We start from the raw sequence: 26,700 nt of genomic DNA, 5'->3' as shown, positions 1-26,700 counted from the left end.
GTTAGAGGATGGAGTAAAGCAAAAGTAAAGCCAACCAAGGATGTTGCGAAATTGTCATCGTGGGAAGTCCGGTGCGCACGGCGTTTCCTGCGCTCGTGATGAGCCGTTTCCTGCGGTTTTCCTGCTGGGTGATGTCATAGTGCGGAGTTTCGTCCCCGGTTCGCCCCGAGTCGGCATGTCCGGGGGGCAGAACGTACAGTCGCAGTCGTGAACGCCGTCGATGAACTCGTGGACGCCCTCCCTGCCGGGAGGGTGCTGACCGATCCTGATGTGACCGCCTCCTACGCTCGGGACCAGACGTTCCTCGAGCCCGGCAAGCCCCTGTGCGTCGTCGCGGCGCAGACCCGTGACGACGTGATCGCCACGATGAGCTGGGCCACCCGGCACCGGGTGCCCGTGGTGCCCCGGGGCGCCGGCACCGGGCTCGCGGGCGGCGCCACGGCGGTCGAGGGCTGCGTGATGCTGTCGCTGGCGCGCATGACCGCGATCCGCGAGCTGTCCCCCGCCGACGAGATCGCCGTGGTGGAACCCGGGGTGATCACCGCCGACCTCGACCGGGCCGCCCGGGCGCACGGCCTGATGTACCCCCCCGACCCCTCCTCGTACGAGATCTCCACCATCGGCGGCAACCTCGCCACCAACGCGGGCGGGCTGCGCTGCGTGAAGTACGGCGTGACCCGCGACTCCACGCTGGGGCTCGAGGTCGTGCTGGCCGACGGGCGGGTCCTTTCCACCGGCCGCCGCACGATGAAGGGCGTGACCGGGTACGACCTCACCGGGCTGTTCGTGGGCTCCGAGGGCACCCTCGGCGTCATCACCTCGGCGACCATGCGGCTGCGCAGGGCGCCGGCCGTGCCGCCGGTCACGATCGCCGCCGAGTTCCCCTCGCTGCGCGCCGCGGGCGACGCGGTCGCCGCGATCGTCGCCGCGGGCTGCCAGCCCTCGCTGCTGGAGCTGATGGACCGCAACACCCTCAAGGCGATCGACGACTGGAAGAACATCGGCCTGGAGACCGGCGTCCAGGCCATGCTCATCGCGCAGTCGGAGGGGAACCCGCCCGGAAACGCCGACGAGATGGCCCGCATCTGCGAGGCCGCCGGGGCGAGCTTCGTCGCGGTGTCCTCGACCCCCGAGGAGACCGACGAGCTGATCGGCGTGCGGCGGCTGGCCTACACCGCCAAGGAACGGCTGGGCACGTGCCTGGTGGAGGACGTCTGCGTCCCCCGCTCCGTGCTCCCCGACATGATCTCCACCATCGAGGAGGTCGCCGCCCGCCACGACACCATGATCTGCACGGTCGCGCACGCAGGGGACGGCAACCTGCACCCGGTCTTCATCTTCGACCGGGGTCTCCCCGAGCCGCCCGCGAACGTCTGGGAGGCGGCCGACGAGATCTTCCGCGTCGCGCTCGACCTCGGCGGCACGCTGACCGGCGAGCACGGCGTCGGCCTGCTCAAGCGCCGCTGGCTCGGCCTGGAGAGCGGACCGGTCGTCAGTGAGGTCCAGCAGGGCATCAAGGCGGTCTTCGACCCTCTGGGCATCCTCAATCCCGGCAAGGCCATCTGAGACCGGCATCACCATTCCCACTGGTAGCGTTCTTGACCACAAGTGGTGATATTTCGCGCTATCGGGGGTCGGGGTGGCACAGGGGCTCAGTGACGAGGATCCGCGCCGCCTCGGCGCGTTCGAGATCCTCGGGCGCCTGGGCGAGGGCGGCCAGGGCGTGGTCTACCTCGGCCGGTCGGCCAGGGGCGAGCAGGTGGCGATCAAGCTGCTGCACGCCCGGCTCTCCGGCGACGCCGACGCCCGCGCCCGGTTCCTCCGCGAGGTGTCGGTGGCGCAGCGGGTCGCGCGGTTCTGCACCGCCTCCGTCCTGCACGCCGACCTCGCCGGCAACCAGCCCTACATCGTCAGCGAGTACGTCCCCGGCCCGTCCCTGCGCCAGCTCGTGGACCGCGAGGGACCGCGCAGGGGCGCCGCGCTCGACCGCCTCGCGGTCAGCACGGCCACCGCCCTCGCCGCGATCCACGGCGCGGGCATCCTGCACCGCGACTTCAAGCCCGCCAACGTGCTGATGGGCCCCGAGGGGCCGGTCGTCATCGACTTCGGCATCGCCAGGGCGCTGGACACGCCCGGCGCGACCGCCACGGGCGACACCCTCGGCACCCCGTCGTACCTGGCGCCCGAGCAGCTCAGCGGCGTGGCGGCGACCCCGGCGGTCGACGTCTTCGCCTGGGGCGTGACGATGGTCTTCGCCGCGACCGGGCGGCCGGCCTTCGGCGCGGACTCCATCCCCGCGGTCATCAACCGCATACTCAACGAGCAGCCCGACCTGACGGCCCTGGACCCCTCGCTGCGCGCCCTGGTCGCCGCCTGCCTGTCGAAGGACCCCTCCCGCCGCCCCACGGCGGAGGCCATGGTCTCCCACCTGATGGGCCGGCCCGCCGCCCAGGTCAGGCACGACGCCCAGGGCGGCGGTCCCGGCAACCCGCAGAGCGGCGGTCCCGGCGACCCGCAGAGCGGCGGTCGCGGCAACCCGCAGCGCACCAGGCGGCGCCCCGCGCGGCGCAAGCCGCTCGGCGAGCGGACGGTCGTGCTGTCGGTCGTCGCGGCGGTCGCCGCCGCCATCCTCACCGCCGGCACCGTGGTGCTGGTCCAGACGGTGGCCTCGTCCGGCTCGTCCGCCCAGCGGGCGGCCATCGGCGAGCCCCCGGTCGTCGACGCGGTCAGCGGGGGTCCGTCCGGCACGCGGCCGCCTGTGGACGCGACGGCCGCCGAGGTGTCGCCCACCCCGCCTCCGAGCCACACCGGGAAGCCCACGACGCGGGCCAGGATCAGCCAGTCCCCGCCCCAGAGGCCCGCGTCCCCGGGGCCGTCCACCCGGGCGCCGTCCCCCACCCCGACGGCCAAGCCGACGCCGAAGCCGACGCCCACCCCGAAGCCGACGGTCTCGCCGACCGCGAAGCCGACACCGACGCCCACCAAGAAGCCCACGTCCACCCCCAAGCCGAGCGCTCCGGCGAAGGCGAACCCGAACACGCCGGCCGGGGTGTGCGGGGCGGGGTACAAGACCATCGAATCGCACGGCCTCGGCAGCGCCACGGTGTACCTGCTGTACAACGGCGCGGCGGGGAAGAACTGCGTCGTCACGATCTCGAAGTACATCATGACGCAGAAGATCAGGATGAGCGCCGTGCTGCAGGTCAAGGGCGGCGCCTCGGACGACGACACCGGCAGCTACGCGGAGTACGCGGGCCCGATCAGGCTGGCCGCCTCGAAGACCTGCGTGATCTGGGGCGGCGGGTACGGCACGGCCAACTGGAAGAGCGGCTGGTCGCACTGCGGCTGACGCCGGATCACCGCGGCTTGACGGCCCACCTGCCTCCGCCGAACCAGCCCGATTCCTCGCGACGCGCGCCACGAGCAGCCCTCCTGGCGAGCCGGAGCGCCCGCCCGATGTACTACCTTCTGGGGCACCGGCAACCACGGGAGTGATGCGTGATCGACAGCCGTCTCGACACCGCGAGCGCCGACTTCCAGGCGAGACGGGCCGCCATGCTCGCCAAGCTCCGCGACCTCGCGTCCGAGCAGGCCAAGGCGGTGGCGGGCGGTGGCCCCAAGTACGTCGAGCGCCACCACCGGCGCGGCAAGCTGCTCGCCAGGGAGCGTGTCGAGCTCCTGGTGGACCCCGACTCGCCCTTCCTGGAGCTCTCGCCGCTCGCCGCCTGGGGCACCGACTTCCCCGTGGGCGCGAGCGTGATCACCGGCATCGGGGTGGTCGAGGGGGTCGAATGCGTGATCGTCGCGAGCGACCCGACCGTACGGGGCGGGTCGTCGAACCCGTGGACGCTGCGCAAGACGCTGCGGGCGTCGGACATCGCGCTGGAGAACCGCCTGCCGCTGATCAACCTCGTCGAGTCGGGCGGCGCGGATCTGCCGACGCAGAAGGAGATCTTCATCCCCGGCGGCCGGATATTTCGTGATTTGACCCGGTTGTCGGCCGCCGGCATCCCGACCATCGCCCTGGTGTTCGGCAACTCGACGGCCGGGGGCGCGTACGTCCCGGGCATGAGCGACCACGTGGTCATGGTCAGGGAACGCGCCAAGGTCTTCCTGGGCGGGCCCCCGCTGGTCAAGATGGCCACGGGCGAGGAGTCCGACGACGAGTCGCTGGGCGGCGCCGAGATGCACGCCCGCGTCTCCGGGCTCGCCGACCACCTGGCCCTGGACGAGCACGACGCGCTCCGCATCGGCCGCCGCGTCGTCGGCCGCCTCAACCTGCGCAAGGCGGGCCGCACTTCGGGCGCACGGCCTCCGCTGTACGACGAGGAGGAGCTTCTCGGCATCGTCCCCGAGGACCTCAAGATCCCCTTCGACCCGCGCGAGGTGATCGCCCGCGTGGTCGACGGCAGCGAGTTCGACGAGTTCAAGCCGCTGTACGGGGCGAGCCTGGTGACGGGGTGGGCCAGCCTGCACGGGCACCCGATCGGCATCCTGGCCAACGCCCGAGGCGTGCTGTTCAGCGAGGAGGCCCAGAAGGCGGCGCAGTTCATCCAGCTCGCGAACCGGTCGCGCACTCCCCTGGTCTTCCTGCAGAACACCACCGGCTACATGGTCGGCAAGGACTACGAGCAGGGCGGCATCATCAAGCACGGCGCCATGATGATCAACGCGGTGTCCAACTCCACCGTCCCGCACCTCACCGTCGTCATGGGCGCCTCCTACGGGGCGGGCAACTACGGCATGTGCGGGCGGGCGTACGACCCGCGCTTCCTGTTCTCCTGGCCGAGCGCGAAGTCCGCGGTCATGGGCCCCGCGCAGCTCGCGGGAGTGCTGTCGATCGTCGGGCGCGCGTCGGCCGAGGCACGCGGCCAGGTGTACGACGAGGAGGCCGACGCGGCGATGCGGCAGATGGTCGAGGCCCAGATCGAGTCGGAGTCACTGCCCTTCTTCCTGTCCGGGCGCCTGTACGACGACGGGGTGATCGACCCGCGCGACACCCGCACCGTCCTCGGCCTGTGCCTGTCGGCCATCGGCGAGGTTCCCGGCGCCCCCGCCCCCGCCGGTTTCGGCGTCTTCCGGATGTGAGCGAATGATCAGACGACTGCTGGTGGCCAACCGGGCGGAGATCGCCCGCCGCGTCTTCCGCACCTGCCGCGACCTCGGCATCGAGACCGTGGCGGTGTTCTCCGACGCCGACGCCGGCTCACCGCACGCCGCCGAGGCCGACCACGCCGTACGGCTGCGCGGGGTCAGGCCCGCCGACACCTACCTCGACGTCGACGCGATCGTCTCGGCGGCGCTGAACGCCGGGGCGGACGCCGTCCATCCCGGCTACGGGTTCCTCTCGGAGAACGCCGCGTTCGCCAGGGCCGTGCTGGACGCGGGCCTGACCTGGATCGGCCCGAGCCCCGCGGCCATCGCCGCGATGGGCTCCAAGATCGAGGCCAAGGTCCTGATGGCCCAGGCCGGGGTGCCCGTGCCGGCCTCGGTGATCCCGGAGTCCCCCGAGGCCGGGGAGCTCGTGTTCCCTGTGCTGGTGAAGGCGTCGGCCGGCGGCGGCGGGCGCGGCATGCGCGTCGTGCGCGACCCGGCCGAGCTGGACGAGGCCGTGGCGGCGGCCCGGCGTGAGGCGCTGTCGGCGTTCGGGGACGGCACCGTCTTCGTCGAGCCGCTCCTGGAGGAGGCCAGGCACATCGAGGTCCAGATCCTGGCGGACGCCCACGGCACGGTGTGGACGCTCGGCGAGCGCGAGTGCTCGATCCAGCGCAGGCACCAGAAGGTCGTCGAGGAGACCCCTTCGCCCGGGGTGTCCCCCGGCGTGCGCGACACGCTCTTCGAGGCCGCCGAGAGGGCCGCCAAGGCGATCGGCTACGTCGGCGCGGGCACGGTCGAGTTCCTCGTCAAGGGGGACACCGTCGCGTTCCTGGAGATGAACACGCGGCTCCAGGTCGAGCACCCGGTGACCGAGTGCGTGTACGGCGTCGACCTGGTGCGCCTGCAACTGGAGGTCGCCGAGGGCGCCCGCCTGCCCGCCGAGCCGCCGGAGCCGCGCGGCCACGCCATCGAGGTGCGCCTCTACGCCGAGGACCCCGCGAGCGACTGGCGCCCGCAGAGCGGCACCCTCCGGCTGTTCGAGGTGCCGGGCGTCGACGCCCGCTTCCAGGTGCCGGGGCTCACGAGGGAGACCGGCGACGGCGGCCCGGCGGCGTACGGCCTGCGGCTGGACTCGGGGGTCGAGAGCGGGTCGGAGGTCGGCGTGCACTACGACCCGATGCTGGCCAAGGTCATCGCCTGCGGCCCGAACCGGGCCGGGGTGGCGCGGCGCCTCGCGAGCGCGCTCGCCTGCGCGCGCGTCCACGGCCTCATCACCAACCGCGACCTGCTGGTGGGCGTGCTCCGGCACGAGGCGTTCCTGGCGGGTGACACGCACACGGGCTTCCTCGACCGGTACGACGTCGCCACCCCGGCCGTGCCGCCCGTACCGCTGCTCGCCCTGGCCGCGGCTCTGGCGCTGGCCGCCGCCAACCGCGCGGCGGCGAGCGTGCTCGGCGGGCTGCCGAGCGGCTGGCGCAACGTGCCTTCCCAGCCGCAGCGCACCGCGTTCGACGGTCCCGGCGGCCGGGTCGAGATCGCCTACCGGCTCACCCGTGACGGGCTGGCGGCCGAGGGCTTCGACGACGTGACGCTGGTCTCCGCGACCCCCGGCGAGGTCGTCCTGGACGTGGCCGGGGTCGTGCGCCGGTTCGCCGTCGCGGGGTACGCCGACGCCGTCCAGGTGGACTCGCCGCTCGGCTCGGTGTGGCTCGTGCCCCTGCCGAGGCTGCCGGAGCCGGTCGTGTCGATCCCCCCGGGCTCCCTGCTCGCCCCCATGCCGGGTACCGTTCTGCGCGTCGAGATCACACCGGGAGCGGCGGTCACAGCCGGGCAGCCGATCCTCACCTTGGAGGCGATGAAGATGGAGCATCAGATCTCCGCTCCGGCGGCGGGCGTCGTCTCCGAGCTCAACGTGACGCCGGGCCGCCAGGTCGAGGCGGGAGCCGTGCTCGCCGTGATCGAGGAGTCCCGATGACGGCTCTGGTCCACCACGAAGCGCGCGGCGGCGTCGCCACGATCACGCTGGACTCGCCGCACAACCGCAACGCGCTGTCCGTGCGGCTCCTCGGCGAGCTGGAGCGCGCGCTGCACCACGCCATCGGCGACGAGGGCGTCCGCGTGATCGTGCTGACCGGCACCGGCCCGGTCTTCTGCTCGGGCGCCGACCTGAAGGAGCAGGCGCCCGCCCAGAACGGCAGGCCGCACGACGCGCCGGTGACCGCCTCGTTCCCGGAGATCATGAGCCTGGTCTGGGGCAGCCCCAAGCCGGTCATCTGCCGCCTGAACGGCACCGCCCGCGCCGGCGGCCTCGGGCTGGTGGCCGCGTGCGACTTCGCGATCGCCCCCGACTCGGCGACGTTCGCCTTCAGCGAGGTACGGCTCGGCGTGGTGCCCGCCATGATCTCGGTGACCGTGCTGCGCCGCCTCGACCCGCGCGCCGCCGCGGAGTACTTCCTCACCGGAGAGGTGTTCGGCGCCGCCCGCGCCGCGGAGATCGGGCTGCTGACCCGGGCCGTCCCCGCCGAGGAGCTCGACGCCACCGTCGCGCACTACGCCGGCATGCTGCTGCGCGGCGGCCCGGAGTCCCTCGCGATCACCAAGCAGCTCGTCCGCACCGTGCCCGGCATGTCGGTGGACGACGGCATGCGCGAGATGGCGAGGCTCTCCGCCCAGCGCTTCACCTCCCCGGAGGGCCAGGAGGGCATCCGCGCCTTCATGGAGAAGCGTCCCGCCTCCTGGATCCCTGAGCCCGGGTCCGAAGGGGACACGGCCCCGTGACGGGCGCCGCCGGCCCGCTGCGCATCGCCAACTGCAGCGGGTTCTACGGCGACAGGCTGTCGGCCGCCAGGGAGATGGTCGAGGGCGGGCCCATCGACGTACTGACCGGCGACTGGCTGGCCGAGCTGACCATGCTCATCCTCGCCGGCAACCGGCTCAAAGGCCGGCCAGGGTACGCGCGCACGTTCCTTACCCAGCTGGAGCAGGTGCTCGGCACGTGCGCCGACCGGGGCATCAAGATCGTGTCGAACGCCGGAGGGCTCGACCCCGCCGGGTGCGCGCGGGCGGTGAGCGAGCTGGCCGGCCGTCTCGGCGTCGCCGTGCGGGTGGCCCACGTGACCGGCGACGACCTCATCGGGCGCGACCTCGGCGTCCTGCTCGACCCCGGTGACCCGCCCGGCTCCGGCGAGAGTCCGGGGTCCGCGGCGCTCACCGCGAACGCCTACCTCGGCGGCGAGCCGATCGCCGCCGCGCTGGCGGGCGGCGCCGACGTGGTGGTGACCGGCAGGGTGACCGACGCGGCGCTGGTCACCGGCCCTGGCATGTGGCGCTACGGCTGGGGCCCTGGTGACCTCGACGCGCTCGCCGGGTCCGTGGTCGCCGGGCACATCATCGAGTGCGGCTGCCAGGCGACCGGCGGCAACTACGCGTTCTTCACCGAGGTGCCCGACCTCGCGCACTGCGGGTTCCCGATCGCCGAGCTGCACGCGGACGGCTCCAGCGTGATCACCAAGCACCCGGGCACGGGCGGGCGGGTGTCGGTGGGCACGGTGACCGCGCAGCTCCTCTACGAGATCGGCTCGCCCCGCTACCTCGGTCCCGACGTGACCGCGCGCTTCGACACGATCGAGCTGGCCCAGGCCGGGGACGACCGGGTCAGGGTGTCGGGCGTCAGGGGCGAGGCGCCGCCGGACACGCTGAAGGTCGCGCTGAACCACGTCGGCGGCTACCGCAACACGATGACGCTCGTGCTCACCGGCCTGGACATCGAGGCCAAGGCCCGCCTGGCCGAGGAGGCCGTCTTCGCGCGCGTCCCGAGGGAGGCATTCGACCAGGTGCACGTGGAGCTGACGCCGCTCGCGAGCCCTGCGGCCCCCGCGCCGGTGGCGCTGCTGCGCGTCACGGTGATGGACGCCGACCAGCGCCGGGCGGGGCGCGCGTTCTCCTCCGCGGTGGTCGAGACCGGGCTGGCGAGCTATCCCGGCTTCTACGGGCTCACTCCCCCGGGCGACGCCTCGGCGTACGGCGTCTACCGGCCCGCCGCGGTGCCCCGCGCCGCCGTACGGGCGGAGGTGTGGGAGGGCGGCGAGCGGGTCTGGCTCCAGCCCGCCCCCGTGAAGGCCGCCGGCGCGACGGTCCCGCCCCCGCCGGAGGACGGCGCGACGGATCGTACCGAGGGCGATCGGCCCACCGTGCGGCACGCGCCGCTCGGCACGGTCGCAGGAGCCCGGTCCGGCGACAAGGGGGGCGACGCCAACCTCGGCGTCTGGGTCCGCACGGCCGAGGAGTACGCCTGGCTGGAGGGGTTCCTCACGGCCGGCCGGCTCAGGAGCCTGCTCCCCGGCACGGCCGCGCTGGAGGTCGAGCGGCACCGCCTGCCCAACCTGCTCGCGCTGAACTTCGTCGTGCGCGGCCTGCTCGGCCGGGGGGTGGCGGCCAGCCCGCGCATGGACGCCCAGGCCAAGGCCCTCGGCGAGGAGCTGCGGGCCTGCGTGGTCCCGATGCCCTTCTGAATCGATTGGACACGGCTGCCCCGGGTCTAGCAGGCTCACGCGCATGACACGTACAGACGTGCCCGCGACCTGGGACGAACGCACCATGCTGACGACCTTTCTCGACTACACCCGGGCCACCGTCCACGCCAAGTGCGAGGGGCTGTCCGAGGAGCACGCCAGGAGCGCCCCCCTGCCCGGCTCGCCGCTGATGACCATCAGCGGCCTGGTCAACCACCTGCGGTGGGTGGAGTACTCCTGGATCCAGGTGCGGCTGCTCGGCGAGGAGGATCTCGGGCCCTGGACCGACGAGGACCCCGACCGCGAGATGCGCATCGCCGTCGAGACGCCGCTCGCGGAGATCCTCTCGGAGTACGAGGCGCAGTGCGCCCGCTACCGCGAGCTGGTGGCCTCGCTCGACCTGGACACGCCGGCGAAGGAGCCGATCAGGGACGGCACGCACGTCACGCTGCGCTGGATCCTGCACCACCTGATCGAGGAGACCGCCCGGCACAACGGCCACCTGGACATCCTGCGCGAGATGGCCGACGGCGTCACCGGAGACTGACCGCCCGTACGCTCCCGTCCGGCGCGCGCGTGCCCGCGAGCCTACTGTTTTGACCTCCTCCCCGGCCTGAAGTGGAGGCCGGGGATTCTCCCGTCGCGTCGCGGTTAAGCGGCGCGCGGGGGTTGACGCTTCACAGACCGGGTAACCCCGAGGTCTCCACGCCCTGACACCGCAAGCCCTGCGGTGTTGCTGATGTTGATCGCGGCGTTGGTGTCGGCATGGCCGACCCACCCGCACGCGGGATTCACGCAGGCGAACACGGTTCCGTTGCGGCTGGCCCGGTCGCGGTGACCGCACCGGTGGCAGGTCTGTGAGGTGCCCGGCGCGGGAACCTTCACGACCTGCCCGCCCCGGTCAGTGGTCTTATATTCGAGCAGGGTGACGGTCCGGCCCCACGCCTCACCGCTGATCGACCGGTTCAGCCCCGCCTTTTGGGCGACGTGCTTGCCCGGGGCCTCGACCGTGCCCTTGGCGGATTTGACCATGTTGAGGATGGCGAGTTTCTCCACCTTGATCACAGCGAACGTGCCGGCGAGTTCGGTGGTGGTCTGGTGCTGCCAGTCGACGGCTCTGCGCTTGGCTTTCGCGCGGAGCCGGGCGATCTGGTCGTAGGTGCGCTGTTCGCGTCCCGAGGGGCGGGTCTTGCTGGGCCGGGCCGCGCGCTGACGGGCCGACTTCTTCTCCAGGCGGCGCAGGTGTTCGGCCTCGCCGTCGGTGAGCCAGGGGCCGTGCTCGCGCATGGTCCCATCGGACAGGGCCACCGCGACCGTGATGCCCCGGTCGATCCCGACTGGCTCGCCCTGGTGCGGGGCAGCGGGTTCGACCAGGGTTTCGGTGCGGAACACGATGCTCCACCCGAACGCGTCTTTGACCAGGCGGGCTCCGGTCACCTTCCCTGCAGGGGAATTCTTTCCGACGCCGGGTAGGTTTCTGGTCCACCGGAACCGGACCCGGCCCACCATCGGGAGGGTGAGCTGTCCCCACTTGGCCGACAGGCGGACGATCCGCATGTTGCGGACCTGCGGCACGTCGACCGCCAACCGAGGCCGGTTCTTCTTGGACTTGAAGGTGGGCCGTTTGGCAGGGTGGTCGGGGTTGAAGAAGTTCTCCCACGCCTGCCGATACGTTTTCAGGACGGCTTGGGCTGCCTGGGCGGGCAGGGCCGCCAGGAACGGGAAATCCGTGCGGGCTTGGCGGATCGCCTGATCGGCCTGGGCCAGGGTCGGCCTTCTGCCGGGGAAATGTGTCCAGTAGGCGTGCAGGCAGTTCCATATGGTGATCGCGGCGGACGCCTGCTGGTCCAGGAGGGCGAACTGGTCGCAGGTCAGCTCCAGGCAGGCTTTATGCCCGCGCTGCCGCTTGACCGACTCCTGCCCGCTCATGACCATAATCCTACCCGATCTAGTATTGGGTTATGGCCGAATACAGCGACATAAGGACTGGCAGGCACTGTGTCTTCCTGCTGCACGCTCACTTGGTTTTCGTGACCAAATTCCGGCACCGGGTGTTCACCGACACCCACCTGACCCGCATGGAAGAGATCATGCGGGTCGTGTGCGCGGACTTCGAAACCGAACTGACCGAGTTCAACGGCGGGGACAACCACGTCCACCTGCTGGTCAACTTCCCGCCCAAGGTCGCCCTGTCCAAGCTGGTCAACTCACTGAAGGGGGTGGCGTCCCGGCGGATGCGCCAAGAGTTCCCCGACCTGGCCGCCCACTACTACCGGGCCAACAAGCTGTGGTCGGGGTCCTACTTCGCCGGGAGCGTCGGCGGTGCGCCGTTGTCGATCGTGCGCCAGTACATCGAGCAGCAAAACCGCCCGGCCTAGAGCACGCTCGGGCCTGGCGGCCCTCCCGCGCGGGCCTTCACCCTCGGCCTGAAGGCCGGAGCACTAGTGTCGTGCACCTGAAATCTGTCGGATAATTTCTTATCCTGATGTGTATGAGGCATCCAGGTCCGTCTGCGGTACCGATCGAGTTAACCGATGCTGAGCGTGCTTTGCTGTGCGGCCTGACGGCGCAGGCGTCGGAACTGGCGAGCCGCGCGAAGATCGTGCTGGCTTGCGCCGAGCCCGGGGCCAGCAACGCTGAGGTGGCACGGGAACTCGGTATGAGTGTGGCGACGGTCCGCCGGTGGCGAATCGCCTTTGCCGAAGGCGGGACACAGGCCCTGCTCGACAAGCCCCGGACGGGGCGGCCGAAGGCTGAGCTGACGGTGAGCGACGAGGAACGCGCGACGCTGCAGAGATGGGCACGCCGGGCGAAGTCCTCGCAGGTCCTGGCGATGCGCTCGCAGATCGTTCTGGCATGCGCGGCGGGAAAGGACAACAAGCAGATCGCCGCGGAGTTGCGGGTCCACCCCGACACGGTGTCCAAGTGGCGTACCCGGTTCCTGCGGCTGAGGTTGGAGGGGCTGATGGATGAGCAGCGGCCGGGCCGGCCGCCGTCCATCAGCCTGGACCAGGTCGAACAGGTCGTGGTGGCGACGCTGGAGCAGACCCCCAAGGACGCCACGCACTGGTCACGCACCTTGATGGCCCAGCGCAGCGGACTGAGCAAGTCGACGATCGGGCGGATCTGGCGGGACTTCGGCCTCAAGCCGCACCAGGCCGTTACCTTCAAGCTGTCGACCGACCCGCTGTTTGTGGAGAAGGTCGTCGATGTCGTAGGCCTGTATCACAACCCGCCCGAGCGGGCGGTGGTGCTGTGCGTGGATGAGAAGTCCCAGATCCAGGCCCTGGACCGGTCGCAGCCGGTGCTGCCGATGATGCCGGGCATGCCCGAGCGGCGGACCCACGACTACGTGCGCAACGGGATCACCAGCCTGTTCGCCGCGTTCAACATCGCCGACGGGACCGTCATCGGCGAGTTGCACCGCCAGCACCGGGCTGCCGAGTTCAAGAAGTTCCTCGCCACGATCGACAAGGCGGTGCCGACCGAGCTGGACATCCACCTGATCTGTGACAACTACGGCACCCACAAGACCCCGGCGATCAAGGCGTGGCTGGCCCGGCATCCCCGGTTCCACATGCATTTCACCCCGACCGGGTCCTCGTGGATCAATCAGGTCGAGCGGTGGTTCGGCTTCCTGACCGACCAGTTGATCAGGCGCGGAGTCCACAAAAGCGTCCAGCCTCTGGAGAAGGACATCCGCACCTGGATCGATCAGTGGAACGACAACCCACGCCCGTTCGTGTGGAAGAAGACCGCAGAGGAAATCCTCGAATCCCTCGCCCGATATTGCCGACGGATTTCTGGCGCGGGACACTAGCCCGCATTCCGGTAGCCACACCTCGTGGAGGACGAATGGACCTGTATCCAGCCGGTGGCGAGCGGCCCAGGGACGGCGGGAGCGGGGACGGCGTGTGGCGCGGGTCGAGTCACGGCTTCGAGGGCGGCCACCGCGTCGAGGTGACCGTCCTCGACCAGGCCGCCATCAGGGAGGCCGCCGAGCGGGGCGAGCTCGGGGCACTCGGCGGCGCGCACAAGGCCGGGTACGACAGGCTCTACGTCCTGCGCGACTCCAGGAATCCCGACGGCCCGAGGCTCTACTTCACCCCGGCCGAGTGGGAGGCGTTCCGCCTCGGCGTGCTCGACGGCGAGTTCGACGCACTGGGCGAGTGAGGACGTACCGCCCACCGCCTCCCACTCAATCCTCATGCTCTACAATTGCGCGCAATTGCGGCCATTTCTGGCGCTTCCGGGGAAGGGACATTCATGCGTCTGCGGTTTCTCGGCTCTACTTCGGAGGCAGGCGCCTGCCCGTCGCTGTACGAGACCGATCGGGGCACGATCGTCGTCCAGGGACTCACGCTCACCGACCCCGACGCACGGGCGGACCTGCGCCATGTGCTCGACGGGGAGTCCGCCGTCGAGGTACCGCGCGAGCTCCTCATGGAGATCGCGCGCGAGGTGCTCTTCCCGGCGGGGCCGGACCGGCGCGTAACTGATCACGAATAGCGAGATCCCTATGGCATGATCGCGTCCCCAGGTCTACCCTCATGCGAGTCCGATGCCGACTGGAGGTGGGCGTGAGCGGCTTTCAGCAGGCACGCATCGACCTTGGCGCCCAGCTCCGGCAGCTGCGCGAGGCGGCCCAGCTGTCCGGCAAGGATCTCGCCGCGCGCCTGGGCTGGCAGGCCTCCAAGGTCTCGCGCATCGAGAACGCCCGGCAGAGCGCCACCGAGGACGACGTGGTGGTGTGGTGCCAGGCCGCGCAGGCGCCCTCCGAGGTGGTCGACGGCCTGATCGCCCAGGCCGTGTCGCTGCTCGAACGCCAGGACTCCTGGCGCCAGCGGCACAAGAGCGGGCTGGCCGCGCTCCAGGAGGACATCCGCGACCTGGAGTCGCGCACCAAGCTGTTCCGGGTGTTCGAGCCGGGCGTGGTGATCGGCCTGCTGCAGACGGCGGAGTACGCCCGCAACATCTTCACCAAGGTCCGCCGCCTGTACGGGGCGTCCGACGACATCGACGCCGCGATCAGGGTCCGCATGCGCAGGCAGGACATTCTGTACGATCCGGCGAGGCGGTTCCGGTTCCTGCTGCCGGAGGCGGTGCTGCGCTACCGGCTCGCGCCCGACGACGTCATGCGCGGCCAACTCGACCGGCTGCTGGCCGTCACCACCCTGCCCAACGTGGAGTTCGGCGTCATCCCCTTCTCGGCTCAGTTGCCGTCCGCCCTGCTCAACGGCTTCTGGATCTACAACGAGGCCATGGTCGGCGTCCCGACCAGGACCAAGGACCTCGTGCTGCGCGACCCCGAGGACGTCGCCTTCTACGCGAGCGCGTTCGAGGATCTGTGCGAGGTGGCGGTGTTCAGGGAGGGCGCGCGCGAGGTGATCGTCCGGGTGCTCGTCGACTTCGCCCAACAATCTGCCCAGTAGCCCGACAATTGCTTGCCGATCACCGCAAGATCATGCAATCCTTACCAGCCATGGGTGACGTGGAGGTGAGGCACATGCTGGACACCATGTCCTGTCTCGAGCAGTTCGCCTTGGCGACCCGCCGGCACATCGACCTCTCCGTGCAGGTCCTCGGCGGCGCCCCCGGCGCGGTCCGCGTCCGCAACCGCTTCAGCGACACGCTGAAGGAGGTCGTCACCTGCACTCCTGAGGGCGCCTTCCTCACCTCGTGGGGCTACCGGCTCGGCACCGTCGACGGCATCGACGACGCCGCCGCCCGTCTCGCGTACCTCCTCGCCGCGCTGCCCGCCTGACCGTCAGCGGGGCCGCAGGCTCGCCGCCATCCGTTCGAGGTTCCCGACGAACCGCCGCACGTCGGCCTCGGAGTGCTGGACGGACACCGTCCACTGCTCGCACTTGCCCCACGGAGGCAGGAACACCCCGCCGTTGTGCTGGAAGAGCCAGTGCGCGTTGCCCCACTGGTCGGGGTACTCCGCGAAGTCCCGGTAGTCGAGCAGCGGCCGGTCGTGGAAGACGACCGCCCCCTTGGCCCCGTACGACCGGACGTAGCCGGGCAGGCCGTGACGGCGCAGCACGTCCTCGGCGCCCTCGGTCATGACGCGCCTGAGCCTGTCGAAGTGCCGGTACGCGTCGTCGGTCAGGATGCCGAGCAGCACGGCGCGGGCGGCGGCCATCGTCAGCGGGTTGCCGTTGAAGGTGCCGACCTGCTCGTACGTGCCGTCCGCGATCATGTTCATCAGCTCGGGGACCCCGCCGATCGCCCCGCACGGCACCCCGCCGCCGAGCGCCTTGGCCAGGCAGATCAGGTCGGGCACCACGCCGGACCACTGCGTCGCGCCGCCCGCCGAGACGGCGAGGCCGGTCTTCACCTCGTCGAACGCCAGGTAGGCGCCGTGCCGGTGCAGCAGGTGCCTGAGCCCGGCCAGGTAGCCGTCGGGCGGCGGGATGAGCCCGATGTTCATCATGATGGGCTCGATGATCATGCCGGCGATCTCGCCGGGGTTCTCCACCAGCAGGCGCTCGACCGCGGCGAGGTCGCCGAACGGCGCCACCAGCGTGAGCTGCGTGAGGGCGGGAGGGACGGCCCGGCCCACCGGCACGGAGTAGGGACGGCCGGCGGGACCGGCCTGCTCCGGGTCCGGGTACACCGACACCTGCACGCTGTCGTGGTGCCCGTGGTAGGTGCCCTCCACCTTGATGATCTTCATGCGGCCGGTGGCGGCCCGCATCAGGTGCACGGCGTCCATCGTCGCCTCGGTGCCGGAGTTCCCGAAGCGCCACAGCGGCAGCCCGAACCTGCGGGCCAGCTCGCGGGCCACCACGACGGCGTCCTCGGTGGGCTGGGCGAAGTGCGTGCCCCTGCGCACCCGGTCGGAGACGGCCTCGACGATCGCGGGGTGGGCGTGGCCGACGAGCCCGACCCCGAAGCCCCCGTGCAGGTCGACGTAGGAGGTGCCGTCCACGTCCACGACCCGGGAGCCGTCGCCGTGGGAGATCCACACCGCGCCGGGCGGCGCGTCCTGCCAGTTGGAGGCCACGCCTCCGGGAAGCACGTCGGCGCACTCCCTCCTGACGCGCTGGGACTCCGCCGTGCGTTCGAGGAAGACCGACTCCTCCTTGGCGATCAGACTGTCGAGCAGGACGAGATCCCGCTCGACCAACGACTCGCTTGCGACTGGCATTTCATTTCCTTTCGGCCGGCGAGAGCCGGCCCGTCAGATAGGCGGTCGCGACAGAGGTGATCCACTGGTGGGTGACCTCCTCCTCCGGCGCGAACGGCCCCGGCACGTAACCGCGCGAGGCCACCCCCCGCTGCACGCCCTCGCACGCGCCCCAGTCCTGACGGTTGGTCAGGTCCCAGAAGTCCACGGCGTACGACGGGTCGGCGCCCCCGGCCTCCGGGGGGAACAGCCACTGGCAGGTGACCTTCGTGCGGCCGGCGCCGACGGGGTCGAGCACGTGCGTCATCACGTAGTCGGGGTGCAGGCTGAGCAGCAGGTTCGGGAACAGGTGCAGGTACTCCACCTTGCGGCGGAGCGGTCCTGTGACGCCGGGCAGGAAGGCGCCGCCCGAGGCGCCCGTCATCGACATCGTCTCGGCGCCGTCGACCAGGGTCATGCTGCCGCCCGCCCACAGGCCCTCCGGCGCGTAGTTGTCGCCGCTGTCCGGCGGGGAGACCCGGCACAGCTCCGGGTGGATCGCCGGGCAGTGGTAGCACTCGTGGTAGTTCTCCACCGCGAGCTTCCAGTTGGCCGCGAGGTCGTACTCGTGCGAGGCGGCGACCGTCAGCCGTTCCATCTCGTACGGGGCGACGACCTCCTCCAGCCCGGCGAGGTACGCCCCGAGCGGGGGCGCGTCGCCCGAGGCGTTGACGAAGACGAAGCCGTGCCATTCCTCGACGCGCGCGGGGATGAGGCCGAGCCGGTCGAGCGCGTAGCCGTCGCCGTGCTCGCGGGGCACGCGGTCGAGGCGCCCCGTCAGGTCGTACACCCAGTTGTGGTACGGGCAGGCGATGAACCGGCCGGTCGCGCGGGAGCCGCAGGGCAGCAGCTCGTGGCCCCGGTGGCGGCACACGTTGTAGAAGCCGCGGAGCGTTCCCTCCTCGTCGCGCACCAGCAGCACGCTGTCGTCGCCCACGGCGACGGCCGTACGGGTGCGCGGGCCGAGGCCGGCGGCGCGCCCGGCGCACACCCATCCCCCGGCGAAGACCACCCGGCGCTCGAAGGCGAGCACGTCGTCGCTGAGGTAGGCCGCCGCGGGCAGCATCATGCCGGGCGGCGCCAGGCAGGCCCGCACCTGGTCGAGGTCCAGCGGCGCGGTGGCGCCGGTCGCAGGGGAAAGGCCGGTCATCGACGCCACCTCCGGTCGCGCAGGATTCGCTTGGAGCACAGGTACCCGGCGATGCCGGTGACCCCGCCGCCGCCGTGGGTGGCGGACGAGCACTGGTAGAGGCCTTTGATCGGCGTGGTGAAGTCGGCGTAGCCGGGGGCAGGGCGCAGGTGGAAGAGCTGGTCGGGCGAGAGCTCGCCGTGGAAGATGTTGCCGCCGACCAGCCCGTACTCCCGCTCCATCTGGTGCGGGCCGATGACCTGGCGGTGGATGACCGAGGCCTTGAACCCCGGGGCGAGCTGGTCGTACAGGTCGACCACCCGGTCGGCGTAGGCGTCGAGCTCCTCGGTGTGCGGCTCCGCGGACCAGGTGTGCGGCACCCACTGGGTGAACATCGACATGATGTGCGTGCCCTCGGGGCACAGGGTGGGGTCCAGCGTCGAGGGGATCACGCTGTCGGAGAAGGGGGCCGCCGCGGGCCGTCCCTCGCGGGCGTCCTGGAAGGCCCGCTCGATGTACTCAAGGGAGTGGCACAGCTCGACGGACCCGCTGAGCTGCTGTGGTGATAAATCGGGATTCGAGGTGAACCTCGGGAGCGCGGAGAGCGCCACGTTGATCTTGACGACGCCGCTGCGCGAGCGCCACCGCTCGATGTCACGGGCGAAGTCCGGCGGCAGCTCCGAGCGCTCGATCTGGTCGAGGAACGTGATCTTGGGATGCGTCGCGGCGACCACGATGGGAGCCGTGAACTCCCGGCCGTCCCTCAGCGCCACCCCGCGCGCCCGGCCGCCGGTGACGATGATGCGCTCGACCGCCGCCCCGGTGAGCACGTGCGCGCCGAACGACTCGGCCGAGGCGCGGATCGCCGCGGAGACCGCGCCCATGCCGCCGATCGGGTAGCCCCAGCTCCCCATCTTGCCGTCGCCGACGTCTCCGATGGTGTGGTGCATCATCACGTACGCCGTGCCGGGCTCGGCGGGGCCCGCCCAGGTGCCGATGACGCCGTTGATCGCCATGGTGCCCTTGACCTCGGGGGACTCGAACCACTCGTCGAGCAGGTCCGCCACCGACATCGTGAAGAGCCGCACGGCGTCGGCCGTGCCCCGGGTGGAGAGCCCCCGCATGCCCCAGGCCAGCCGGAGCTGGCCGATCAGGTCGCGGGGCCGCGTCGAGCCGACCTTCGGGGGCGTCTTGAGCAGCATCGGGGCGAGCACGTCGCCGATGCCCTTCAGCCAGGCCTCGTACCGGGGCATGTTCTCGGCGTCCCTGCGGGAGAACGCCGAGAGCTGCGCGCGGTCGTGGGCCTCGTCGCCGGTCAGCAGCAGCGACCGGCCGTCCGGGAACGGCATGAAGTCGGGGCCCATCGGGACCACGCGGTAGCCGTGCTCCGCGAGCCGGAGCCCGTTGACGATGGTGGGCGGCATGAGGCTCATGACGTAGGACAGCGCGGTGACCTTGAACTCCGGCCCCCACGGGGTCTCGGTGGTGGCCGCGCCGCCCGTGGTGGCGCGGGCCTCGACCACGAGCGGCCTCAGGCCCGCGCGGGCGAGGTATGCGGCGGAGACGAGGCCGTTGTGGCCGCCGCCGACGATGATGGCGTCGTAGGTCGTGTGCGGATCTGTCTTCGTGACGCTCTTCGGGTCGCCGCTCGCGGCGCCTCGCGAAACTCCGTGCCGGTCCACTCGCCGGAACCTTTCCTGCCGCGTCCTGGCGGACGCCTTCCGTTCGCCCGTAACGACCCGGAAAACTTGGCCTGAGAGCCTTGTGGCCGCAGACCCTCCTCACCAGACTAACTGGTTAACCAGTCAGTCTGGCAAGAGGTGACCTGACGTAAGAAAAGAGCCGCGCATGCCCCCCCATCCTCGTGAGCCCTTGGATCGCCGCCGATTCCTGCTGGCCGGTGGCCTGCTGGGCCTCACCGCGGCGTGCGGCGCCGACCGGTCGAGACGACCCTCCGCCGCCGCCTCCGTGCCCCTCAGCCGCCCGAGCGCGCCCGCGCGGCTGCCCCTGCACGCCGACCTCCCCGCGGTGGCGAGCGGGCGCTCCCCCGAGAGCGGCGGCAGGCTGAAACTCCTCAACTACGCCGAGTACATCTCCCCGGACGTGTGCAAGAGGTTCGGCAAGGAGCACGGCGTCGAGGTCGAGGTCACGACGTTCACGACGATGGACGAGATGGTCGCCAAGCTGCGGACGGCCGGGGAGTCCTTCGACGTCTGCTTCCCCACGCCCGACGTGACCTCCAAGATCACCGTGGGGAAGCTGCTCCAGCCGCTCAACCACGACTATCTGCCGAACCTCGCCAACGTCTGGCCGCAGCTCCAGGACCCGTTCTACGACCAGGGCTCGCGCTACACCGTGGCGTACAACGCCTACACCACGGGGGTCGGCTACCGCGCCGACCGGGTCGCCTCGGTCCCCGACAACGGGTACGACCTGCTGTGGGACCCCGCGTACAAGGGCAAGGCGTACGTCCTCGACGACGCGCGCGAGGGGCTGGCGATGGCGATGCTCCGCAACGGCGTCACCGACGTCAACACCGAGGACCCGGCCAAGATAAAGCAGGCGGGCGCCTGGCTCGCCGAACTGATCGGCGCGATGAACATCAAGATCGGCATCAGCGCGTACCAGCTCGTCCCCGAGGGCCAGGCGACGGTCCATCACTGCTGGTCCGGTGACATGGTGAACGCCCAGTCCTACCTGCCGAAGGGCCTGGACGCCGAATCCCTCGGCTACTGGTTCCCCTCCGGCGCCACCGGCGTCGTCGGCACCGACACGCTCGCGATCCCGCGCACCGCGTCCAAGCCCGTGCTCGCGCACATGTTCATCGACCACCTGCTCGACCCGGCCGTGGCGCGGGACAACTTCTCCTTCACCGGCTACCAGCCCGCGATCTCCGCGATCTCGCCGGAGAAGATGGTCGCGGACGGCTTCGTCACCGAGCGGCTGAAGCCGGCGATCGTCACCCCCGAGGTCTACGCGCACAGCCTCCAGCTCCTCCAGATCAGCCCGAGTGCCGAAGCGCTGTGGAACGACGCCTGGGCCGCCTTCAAGGCCGGCCGATGAGCCGTGGCTCCCGGCTCTGGCCCGCGCTGGCCGCGCCGGGCACCCTGTGGATCCTCGCCCTGTTCGCGGTGCCGTTCTACGCGGTCGCGGCCGTGGCCTTCGGATACACCGACCCGGTCTTCAACGCGCCCGTCCCCGAGTGGGACCCGCGCTACTGGGACCTCACCGCGTTCGGCGAGATCCTCCAGCGGAGCCTGAGCGGCGACCTTCAGCCGGTGTTCCTGCGCACGCTGCTGTACGTCGGCACGGCGCTGGCCCTGTGCGTGCTGATCGGCTACCCGGTGGCGTACTACCTGGCCAGGCACGCGGGCAGGCGGCGCGGCCTGCTGCTCGCGCTGGTGCTCGCGCCGTGGTGGATCAACTACATCACCCGCATGCTGGCCTGGCTGAACCTGTTACAGGACGACGGGTACGTCAACGACCTGCTGCTGGTGACACACCTGGTCAGCGAACCGGTGCGATGGCTGTCCGGCAACCCGTACACGGTGGTGCTCGCGCTGGTCTACGGGTACATCCCGTTCTTCATCGTGCCGCTGTTCTCGACGCTCGACCGCGTCGACGAGCGCCTGCTGGAGGCCGCGCGCGACCTCGGATGCTCGGGCCGGCGCGCGTTCTGGCACGTCACGCTGCCGCTGTCGCGCCACGGCCTGATGACGGCCTCGGCGGTGACCGCCCTGCCGATGTTCGGCGACTACTACACCAACACACTGGTCTCCGGCTCGCCGACGACCACGATGGTGGGCAACCAGATCGAGTTCTACCTGCTCGGCGGCAGCCGCAAGGAGCTCGGAGCCTCGCTGGTGCTCCTGCTGTCCGCGCTGCTCATGGCGCTCATGGCCTACTACCTCGTCGCGTCGCGCCGGGCGGAGGAGGAGCTCGCATGACCGTGCGCCGCCGTCCGATCGTGCTCGCCACGCTGACCTGGCTGTACGTCCTGTGGTCGCTGGTCCCCGTGCTGGTCGCCATCCAGTTCTCGTTCAACGCCGGCAAGTCGCGCAGCTCGTGGCAGGGGTTCTCCCTGCGCTGGTACGCCGGGGACCCTGGCTCGGTGGCCGCCGACCCGAGCCTGCGGCTCGCGCTGGTCAACAGCCTGGTGCTCGCGGGCCTGACGACGCTCGTGGCCACGCCGCTCGGCGTCGCGCTGGCGCTCGGGCTGGCGCGGTGGCGGGGCCGCGCCGCCAGGGCGTCGAACGGCCTCATGCTGCTGCCGCTCGCCACGCCCGAGATCGTCATGGGCAGCGCCCTCTACCTGGTCTTCACGAACCTGTACCTGTTCATCCCGCTCGGCAGGCCGGCCCAGTTGCTCGGCCACGTGACGTTCTCGATCTCGTACGTCGTGGTCATCGTGCGCTCGCGGCTCGCGTCCATCGGCGAGGAGTACGAGACGGCCGCCCGCGATCTCGGTGCGAGCCGGCTGACGGCCCTGCGCCTGATCGTGCTCCCACTGCTCGTCCCGGCCGTGTTCGCGAGCGCCATGATCGTGTTCGCGTCCTCGATGGACGACTTCGTGATCTCCTCGTTCCTCTCCCCCGACGCATCGTCCGTGACGGTCCCCATCAAGCTGTACAGCGCGGTCCGCAACGCCCCCTCCCCGGCGCTGAACGCGCTCGCGACCCTGCTGCTCGCCGGCTCGGCCCTCGCCCTGGTCCTGGCCTGGCTCGTCCTGCGCCGCCGCGGCTCCTCCGACGCCCTGAAGGAGATGGCCTCCTTCTGATGGCTTCAAGGTGCTTGTCCGGTGATACTCGCGCCCGTATACTCGTAGACGAGTAATCGTCTGCGAGGGAGTGCCGGTGGCGAAACGGCGCAGGGTCGCGAACCTGCTGGCGCTAGCCGTGCTTTCGGCGGTCATCCTGCGGCCGATGCACCCCTACGAGATGGCCTCGGTGCTCCGCGAGCGCGGCAAGGAGCACGACATGGACATCAAGTGGGGCTCGCTGTACACCGTCGTGCGCAACCTGGAGAAGCACGGCCTGCTCGAAGCCGCGGAGAGCACGCGGCAGGGTGGCCGTCCAGAGCGCACGGTCTACCGCATCACCGACGCCGGTCGCGAGGAGCTCGCCGACTGGGTGCGCGAGTTGCTCTCCACCCCCGAACGCGAGCACCCGAGGTTCGAGGCCGGCCTGTCGGTGTGGGGAGTCCTTCCGCCCGACGAGGTGACGAGCCTGCTCCAGCGGCGGCTCGGCCTGCTGGAGGCGGAGATCGCCGCGCAGCGGGAGTCACTGGCTCAATACGCGCGGGAAGTCCCAAGGCTGTTCCTCGTCGAGGTGGAGTACGACCTGGCGGTCCGCGAGGCGGAGGCGACCTGGGTCCGCTCGCTGCTCGACGAGCTGACGACGGGCTCGTTCCCGGGTCTCGCGCAGTGGCGCGACTGGCACCGGACGGGCGTGATACCGCCGGATATAGCGGAGCTCGCCGAAAGGGGCGGCACGAAGGACTGAAACCTGTGAAACGACCCCGGCGGGGGTGCGGGAACACCGCCGCCGGGGTCGACCTCGAACCGACGCCCGCGGAACGGAACCCGGCCACGAGGTGGCAACCGCAAGAATAGCCGGGCTCCTACCTCTCCACGGGCCGGTTCGGACCCTCAAGATCCGGAACCGGAGGAACCATGAAGGACACCAAGGACGTTCGGCGCGGGCGGTCGCAGGCGCCGATGATGGAAGGACGGATGGCCCGGTGGTACGCCAGGCAGCGGGGCTCGGCCCCCCAGATGGCGGAGGTCCGTGACTCGGCGGCGCGGCTCACCGCCGATCTGCCGAGCGGGGCCCGCATACTCGAAGTGGCGCCGGGCCCCGGGTACCACGCCATCGAGATGGCGCGGCCCGGGCGATTCCAGGTGACCGGGCTGGACGTCAGCCGCACGTTCGTGGAGATCGCCGGCGAGAACGCCCGCCAGGCGGGCGTCGACGTCGACTTCCGGCTCGGCGAGGCATCCCGCCTGCCGTTCGACGCCGGCTCGTTCGACCTGATCGTGTGCCAGGCCGCCTTCAAGAACTTCGGCCGGCCGCTCGGCGCCCTGGACGAGATGCACCGGGTCCTGCGCGGCGGCGGGACGGCGGTGATCCACGACATGAACCGCGAGATCACTCGGGCCGACATCGACCACGCGGTGAAGGGGATGGGCCTCAGCCGGTTGAACTCCTTCCTGACGAAGGTGCCGCTGACGGCGCTCCGGCGCCGCGCCTACTCACCGGGCGAGTTCCGCCGCCTCGCCGCCGAGAGCGCCTTCCGCGCGTGCGAGATCACGACGGAGGGGATCGGCCTTGAGGTGCGGCTGACCAAGCAGGCCGCGGCCTGACACCCCGCTCACCGCGGAACGCCGGGGCGGTGGGGCCGAAGCGCCCCATCGCCCCCGGTGAGCACCGGTCCTGTCACAGCAGCACCGTGCAGCCCCGGTGCCGCAGGGTGTCCAGGATCGCGGGGTCGTCGTACAGCTTGTTCCAGCGCAGGTCGAGCTTCTCCAGGCGGGGCAGGGCGGCGAGGGACGGGGGCAGCTCGCGGAGGCGGTTGTTCCTGAGGTCCAGGTGCGTGAGCGCGGCGAGGTTCCCGAGCGAGTCCGGCAGCCGGGTGAGCCGGTTGTCCCTGAGGTCGAGGAGCCGGAGCTCCCCGAGGTCGCCCAGCGCGGCGGGCAGCTCGGAGATCCGGTTGCCGCGCAGGTGCAGCTCACGCAGGGCGGACAACCGCCCGAAGGTCGCGGGCACGCCGGTCAGGTGGTTGTTGTAGAGCCTGAGCTCGGTGAGCGCGGCCAGGCCGCCCAGGCTCTCCGGCAGCTCGTCCAGCCGGTTGTCGGTGAGGTTCAGGTACGCCAGCCGGTCGAGCCTTCCGAGCGAGGACGGCACCGAGGTGAGGCCGTTGTCGCTCAGGTACAGCTGGCCGGTGAGGTTGGGCAGGTCGCCGAGCGCGCCGGGCACCGAGGTCAGGGAGTTGTGACCAAGGTCGAGCATGCGCAGCTCCCGCAGGCGGCCGATGTCCTCCGGGATCTCGCCGATCGCGTTCTCGGCGAGGTTCAGCGAGTGGAGACCGGTCAGCCGCCAGAGCGCGCCGGGCACCGAGGTCAGCGCGTTGCCGCCGAGCGCCAGGTGCCGCAGGCCCGCCAACCTGTCCAGGTCGGCGGGCAGCTCGGCCAGGCGGTTGCCGTACAGGAAGAGGCCGGACAGTCCCGCCACCTCCAGCACCGCCCGGGGGAACGCCTCCAGCGCGTTGCCGTCCAGGTGCAGCTCGCGGAGCGCGCCGAGCCGGCCGATCTCCTCGGGGAGTCCGGTGAGCCGGTTGGCGTCGAGCCGCAGCTCGGCCAGGCGCGTGAGGCCGCCGATCGAGGGCGGGATCTCGGTGAGCCGGTTCCAGGCCAGGTCGAGGCGGCGCAGCTCCGGCAGTTCGCCGACGCCCTCGGGCAGGGCGTCCAGCCCGAGCCCGGGGGCCCGCAGCTCCACCACCACACCGTCTTCACGGACCAGCATCTCGGGCGGCATTGTTCGCACCGACAGCACCGTACTCCCTCACCACTCCCTCGCCGCCCCGCGCCCGCTCGCCCGAACGGTCAGCTCACGCGGGAAGCCTCGATGAGCGAGGGGTAGTCCTTGAGCTCGATGTCCGTGGCGAACCAGTCCGTCATCCTCATCATCGCCCGGAACAGGAGCCTGCGCTTGAAGAGCAAATTACGCATCCTGATGCGCCTCGACGTCGAGGGCGCGAGGAAGGGCCCCGCGCTCCCCTGCCTGGCGACCTTGGCGTAGCCGCGGAACGCCTCCTCGTACTTCCTGAACGCCACCCGGTGGTCGCCGCCGGCCGCCGCCAGCTCCCCCGCCAGCACGTACGCGCCCACGACGGCCAGCCCGGTGCCGAAGCCGCCGAGAGTGTTGCCGTAGGCGGCGTCACCGAGCAGCACCACCCGGCCCTCGGAGTAGTGGCCGAGCTCCACGCGGCTGATGGAGTCGAGGTAGAAGTCTCTCGCCTCCGGCACCTTGGCGATGAGCTCGGGAACCCTCCACCCGGCACCCTGGTAGGCCTCCACCAGGATGCGCTTCTGCCGGTCGATGTCGTCGCGGTCGTAGTCGAGCCGCTCGGAGGCGAAGACGAAGAAGGCGGGCGCCTTGGGACCGCCGAGCGCCGCCATCCTGCCGGGCTCGTTGTACATCACCCCGCCCGCTTCTGCGTCGATCTCCGCCAGCGCGTAGTAGTGCCCGAGGAAGCGCACGTACCGCGACTCGGGTCCGAAGGCCAGCCTGCGCACGTTGGAGTGGATGCCGTCCGCGCCCACCACGAGGTCGAAGGTGCGCGGCGCGGCGCGCTGGAAGGTGACGTGCACACCGCCCGCCGTCTGGGTCAGCGAGGTGATGGAGTCGCCGAAGACGTACTCGGTGCTCCCCGAGGTCTCCTCGAACAGCAGGGCGGCGAGGTCGCCGCGGCGGATCTCGATGTCGCCACCGGCGAAGTCGGCCGGCATGACCGCCAGCCGCCTGCCTTCGGCGTCCACCATGACCTGGTCGGTGCCGCCGGTCTGGCGCCGCCGTACCGCCTCCAGGATTCCCATGCGCTCCAGCACGGTGCGGTGGGTCGTGCCCTTGAAGTCGACGGCCTGGCCGCCCGCGCGCAGTGCGGGCGCCTTCTCGACGACGGTGACGGTGCAGCCGTAGCGGTTCAGCCAGTAGGCGAGGGCGGGGCCCGCGATGCTCGCCCCGGAGATGAGGACGGTGGTGTTCTTCATGGCCAGAAGCCTCGCGAGGCCCGCT

The 26,700-nt window shown here is 71.1% G+C and carries 24 protein-coding genes; 18 read left to right on the top strand and 6 right to left on the bottom strand.

What is annotated here, in order from left to right; translation table 11 throughout:
* Nucleotides 1–207 precede the first annotated feature (207 nt).
* The 7 genes from OG589_RS06155 (at nt 208) to OG589_RS06125 (ending at nt 10,155) form a co-directional block, all read left to right on the top strand.
* Nucleotides 208–1,566: an FAD-binding oxidoreductase gene (locus OG589_RS06155; protein ID WP_405146969.1), complete on the top strand. Its 1,359-nt coding sequence runs from the start codon at nt 208–210 to the stop codon at nt 1,564–1,566.
* 73 nt (nt 1,567–1,639) lie between these two features.
* Nucleotides 1,640–3,349, top strand: a complete 1,710-nt coding sequence (locus OG589_RS06150; RefSeq protein ID WP_405146967.1) for a serine/threonine protein kinase — start codon at nt 1,640–1,642, stop codon at nt 3,347–3,349.
* A 206-nt stretch (nt 3,350–3,555) separates the two neighbouring features.
* A complete protein-coding gene (locus OG589_RS06145; RefSeq protein ID WP_405151971.1) occupies nt 3,556–5,088 on the top strand; it encodes an acyl-CoA carboxylase subunit beta in 1,533 nt (510 codons plus the stop codon).
* 4 nt (nt 5,089–5,092) lie between these two features.
* Complete coding sequence (locus OG589_RS06140; RefSeq protein ID WP_405146965.1) at nt 5,093–7,072, top strand: acetyl/propionyl/methylcrotonyl-CoA carboxylase subunit alpha; 1,980 nt, start codon at nt 5,093–5,095, stop codon at nt 7,070–7,072.
* Entirely contained in the window at nt 7,069–7,875 is an 807-nt protein-coding gene (locus OG589_RS06135) for an enoyl-CoA hydratase-related protein (RefSeq protein WP_405146963.1), read from the top strand. The genes OG589_RS06140 and OG589_RS06135 overlap by 4 nt, the downstream gene beginning before the upstream one ends.
* 74 nt (nt 7,876–7,949) lie before the next feature.
* Nucleotides 7,950–9,608, top strand: coding sequence for an acyclic terpene utilization AtuA family protein (locus tag OG589_RS06130; protein ID WP_405151970.1), 1,659 nt, complete (start codon nt 7,950–7,952; stop codon nt 9,606–9,608).
* 43 nt (nt 9,609–9,651) lie between these two features.
* A complete protein-coding gene (locus OG589_RS06125; RefSeq protein WP_405146961.1) occupies nt 9,652–10,155 on the top strand; it encodes a DinB family protein in 504 nt (167 codons plus the stop codon).
* A gap of 104 nt (nt 10,156–10,259) precedes the next feature.
* Here the strand turns inward: OG589_RS06125 and OG589_RS06120 are convergent, their stop codons facing one another.
* Nucleotides 10,260–11,537, bottom strand: a complete 1,278-nt coding sequence (locus OG589_RS06120) for an RNA-guided endonuclease InsQ/TnpB family protein (protein WP_405146960.1) — start codon at nt 11,535–11,537, stop codon at nt 10,260–10,262.
* Between the two features lie 32 nt (nt 11,538–11,569).
* Between OG589_RS06120 and tnpA the strand changes: the two genes are divergently transcribed.
* The 6 genes from tnpA to OG589_RS06090 all read left to right on the top strand — a co-directional run bounded on the left by tnpA (nt 11,570) and on the right by OG589_RS06090 (nt 15,372).
* Complete coding sequence (tnpA, locus tag OG589_RS06115; protein WP_405146958.1) at nt 11,570–11,986, top strand: IS200/IS605 family transposase; 417 nt, start codon at nt 11,570–11,572, stop codon at nt 11,984–11,986.
* A 113-nt stretch (nt 11,987–12,099) separates the two neighbouring features.
* The gene (locus OG589_RS06110) at nt 12,100–13,428 is read left to right on the top strand and encodes an IS630 family transposase (RefSeq protein ID WP_405146956.1); all 1,329 of its coding nucleotides are present in this window, start codon (nt 12,100–12,102) and stop codon (nt 13,426–13,428) included.
* A gap of 35 nt (nt 13,429–13,463) precedes the next feature.
* Nucleotides 13,464–13,781 carry a DUF397 domain-containing protein gene (locus OG589_RS06105; RefSeq protein ID WP_405146954.1) on the top strand — a complete coding sequence of 106 codons (318 nt, stop codon included), beginning with the start codon at nt 13,464–13,466 and terminating at the stop codon, nt 13,779–13,781.
* Between the two features lie 93 nt (nt 13,782–13,874).
* Nucleotides 13,875–14,117: a hypothetical protein gene (locus OG589_RS06100; protein WP_405146953.1), complete on the top strand. Its 243-nt coding sequence runs from the start codon at nt 13,875–13,877 to the stop codon at nt 14,115–14,117.
* 71 nt (nt 14,118–14,188) lie between these two features.
* On the top strand, nt 14,189–15,040 hold the full coding sequence (locus OG589_RS06095; RefSeq protein WP_405146951.1) for a helix-turn-helix domain-containing protein: 852 nt from the start codon (nt 14,189–14,191) through the stop codon (nt 15,038–15,040).
* Nucleotides 15,041–15,114: 74 nt separating this feature from the next.
* Entirely contained in the window at nt 15,115–15,372 is a 258-nt protein-coding gene (locus OG589_RS06090) for a hypothetical protein (protein WP_405146949.1), read from the top strand.
* 3 nt (nt 15,373–15,375) lie between these two features.
* Here the strand turns inward: OG589_RS06090 and OG589_RS06085 are convergent, their stop codons facing one another.
* From OG589_RS06085 to OG589_RS06075, 3 genes are read right to left on the bottom strand one after another with little or no spacing between them, the layout of a single operon-like run.
* Nucleotides 15,376–16,761: an aspartate aminotransferase family protein gene (locus OG589_RS06085; RefSeq protein WP_405146948.1), complete on the bottom strand. Its 1,386-nt coding sequence runs from the start codon at nt 16,759–16,761 to the stop codon at nt 15,376–15,378.
* A gap of 1 nt (nt 16,762) precedes the next feature.
* Nucleotides 16,763–17,929 carry an SRPBCC family protein gene (locus OG589_RS06080; RefSeq protein ID WP_405146946.1) on the bottom strand — a complete coding sequence of 389 codons (1,167 nt, stop codon included), beginning with the start codon at nt 17,927–17,929 and terminating at the stop codon, nt 16,763–16,765.
* Nucleotides 17,926–19,590, bottom strand: coding sequence for a phytoene desaturase family protein (locus OG589_RS06075; protein ID WP_405146944.1), 1,665 nt, complete (start codon nt 19,588–19,590; stop codon nt 17,926–17,928). Before OG589_RS06075 ends, OG589_RS06080 begins: the two co-directional genes overlap by 4 nt.
* Before the next feature lie 190 nt (nt 19,591–19,780).
* Here OG589_RS06075 and OG589_RS06070 point away from each other — a divergent pair, with 190 nt between their 5' ends.
* The 5 genes from OG589_RS06070 (at nt 19,781) to OG589_RS06050 (ending at nt 24,269) form a co-directional block, all read left to right on the top strand.
* Nucleotides 19,781–20,971 carry a spermidine/putrescine ABC transporter substrate-binding protein gene (locus OG589_RS06070; protein ID WP_405146942.1) on the top strand — a complete coding sequence of 397 codons (1,191 nt, stop codon included), beginning with the start codon at nt 19,781–19,783 and terminating at the stop codon, nt 20,969–20,971.
* Nucleotides 20,968–21,855, top strand: coding sequence for an ABC transporter permease (locus tag OG589_RS06065; protein ID WP_405146940.1), 888 nt, complete (start codon nt 20,968–20,970; stop codon nt 21,853–21,855). The genes OG589_RS06070 and OG589_RS06065 overlap by 4 nt, the downstream gene beginning before the upstream one ends.
* A complete protein-coding gene (locus OG589_RS06060) occupies nt 21,852–22,685 on the top strand; it encodes an ABC transporter permease (RefSeq protein WP_405146938.1) in 834 nt (277 codons plus the stop codon). Before OG589_RS06065 ends, OG589_RS06060 begins: the two co-directional genes overlap by 4 nt.
* A gap of 76 nt (nt 22,686–22,761) precedes the next feature.
* Nucleotides 22,762–23,409 carry a PadR family transcriptional regulator gene (locus tag OG589_RS06055; protein ID WP_405146936.1) on the top strand — a complete coding sequence of 216 codons (648 nt, stop codon included), beginning with the start codon at nt 22,762–22,764 and terminating at the stop codon, nt 23,407–23,409.
* A gap of 170 nt (nt 23,410–23,579) precedes the next feature.
* On the top strand, nt 23,580–24,269 hold the full coding sequence (locus OG589_RS06050) for a class I SAM-dependent methyltransferase (RefSeq protein ID WP_405146935.1): 690 nt from the start codon (nt 23,580–23,582) through the stop codon (nt 24,267–24,269).
* 73 nt (nt 24,270–24,342) lie between these two features.
* Here the strand turns inward: OG589_RS06050 and OG589_RS06045 are convergent, their stop codons facing one another.
* Nucleotides 24,343–25,440 carry a leucine-rich repeat domain-containing protein gene (locus OG589_RS06045; RefSeq protein WP_405151969.1) on the bottom strand — a complete coding sequence of 366 codons (1,098 nt, stop codon included), beginning with the start codon at nt 25,438–25,440 and terminating at the stop codon, nt 24,343–24,345.
* A 68-nt stretch (nt 25,441–25,508) separates the two neighbouring features.
* A complete protein-coding gene (locus OG589_RS06040; protein WP_405146933.1) occupies nt 25,509–26,675 on the bottom strand; it encodes an FAD-dependent monooxygenase in 1,167 nt (388 codons plus the stop codon).
* Nucleotides 26,676–26,700: the final 25 nt, after the last annotated feature.

This window comes from Sphaerisporangium sp. NBC_01403 (assembly GCF_045040145.1).
Lineage (GTDB): Bacteria > Actinomycetota > Actinomycetes > Streptosporangiales > Streptosporangiaceae > Sphaerisporangium > Sphaerisporangium viridialbum.
Note: the sequence above shows the minus strand (reverse complement) of the source record. Positions and strands in the feature narration are given on the sequence as shown.

Excerpts from the sequence above, each read along its gene's own strand:
- OG589_RS06040 (WP_405146933.1), bottom strand. The coding sequence starts at position 26,675 with ATGAAGAACACCACCGTCCTCATCTCCGGGGCGAGCATCGCGGGCCCC.
- OG589_RS06140 (WP_405146965.1), top strand. The coding sequence starts at position 5,093 with ATGATCAGACGACTGCTGGTGGCCAACCGGGCGGAGATCGCCCGCCGC.
- OG589_RS06065 (WP_405146940.1), top strand. The coding sequence starts at position 20,968 with ATGAGCCGTGGCTCCCGGCTCTGGCCCGCGCTGGCCGCGCCGGGCACC.
- OG589_RS06080 (WP_405146946.1), bottom strand. The coding sequence starts at position 17,929 with ATGACCGGCCTTTCCCCTGCGACCGGCGCCACCGCGCCGCTGGACCTC.
- OG589_RS06100 (WP_405146953.1), top strand. The coding sequence starts at position 13,875 with ATGCGTCTGCGGTTTCTCGGCTCTACTTCGGAGGCAGGCGCCTGCCCG.
- OG589_RS06110 (WP_405146956.1), top strand. The coding sequence starts at position 12,100 with ATGAGGCATCCAGGTCCGTCTGCGGTACCGATCGAGTTAACCGATGCT.
- OG589_RS06135 (WP_405146963.1), top strand. The coding sequence starts at position 7,069 with ATGACGGCTCTGGTCCACCACGAAGCGCGCGGCGGCGTCGCCACGATC.
- OG589_RS06105 (WP_405146954.1), top strand. The coding sequence starts at position 13,464 with ATGGACCTGTATCCAGCCGGTGGCGAGCGGCCCAGGGACGGCGGGAGC.
- OG589_RS06085 (WP_405146948.1), bottom strand. The coding sequence starts at position 16,761 with ATGCCAGTCGCAAGCGAGTCGTTGGTCGAGCGGGATCTCGTCCTGCTC.
- OG589_RS06125 (WP_405146961.1), top strand. The coding sequence starts at position 9,652 with ATGACACGTACAGACGTGCCCGCGACCTGGGACGAACGCACCATGCTG.
- OG589_RS06045 (WP_405151969.1), bottom strand. The coding sequence starts at position 25,440 with ATGCCGCCCGAGATGCTGGTCCGTGAAGACGGTGTGGTGGTGGAGCTG.
- tnpA (WP_405146958.1), top strand. The coding sequence starts at position 11,570 with ATGGCCGAATACAGCGACATAAGGACTGGCAGGCACTGTGTCTTCCTG.
- OG589_RS06120 (WP_405146960.1), bottom strand. The coding sequence starts at position 11,537 with ATGAGCGGGCAGGAGTCGGTCAAGCGGCAGCGCGGGCATAAAGCCTGC.
- OG589_RS06060 (WP_405146938.1), top strand. The coding sequence starts at position 21,852 with ATGACCGTGCGCCGCCGTCCGATCGTGCTCGCCACGCTGACCTGGCTG.
- OG589_RS06130 (WP_405151970.1), top strand. The coding sequence starts at position 7,950 with ATGGTCGAGGGCGGGCCCATCGACGTACTGACCGGCGACTGGCTGGCC.
- OG589_RS06145 (WP_405151971.1), top strand. The coding sequence starts at position 3,556 with ATGCTCGCCAAGCTCCGCGACCTCGCGTCCGAGCAGGCCAAGGCGGTG.
- OG589_RS06090 (WP_405146949.1), top strand. The coding sequence starts at position 15,115 with ATGCTGGACACCATGTCCTGTCTCGAGCAGTTCGCCTTGGCGACCCGC.
- OG589_RS06050 (WP_405146935.1), top strand. The coding sequence starts at position 23,580 with ATGAAGGACACCAAGGACGTTCGGCGCGGGCGGTCGCAGGCGCCGATG.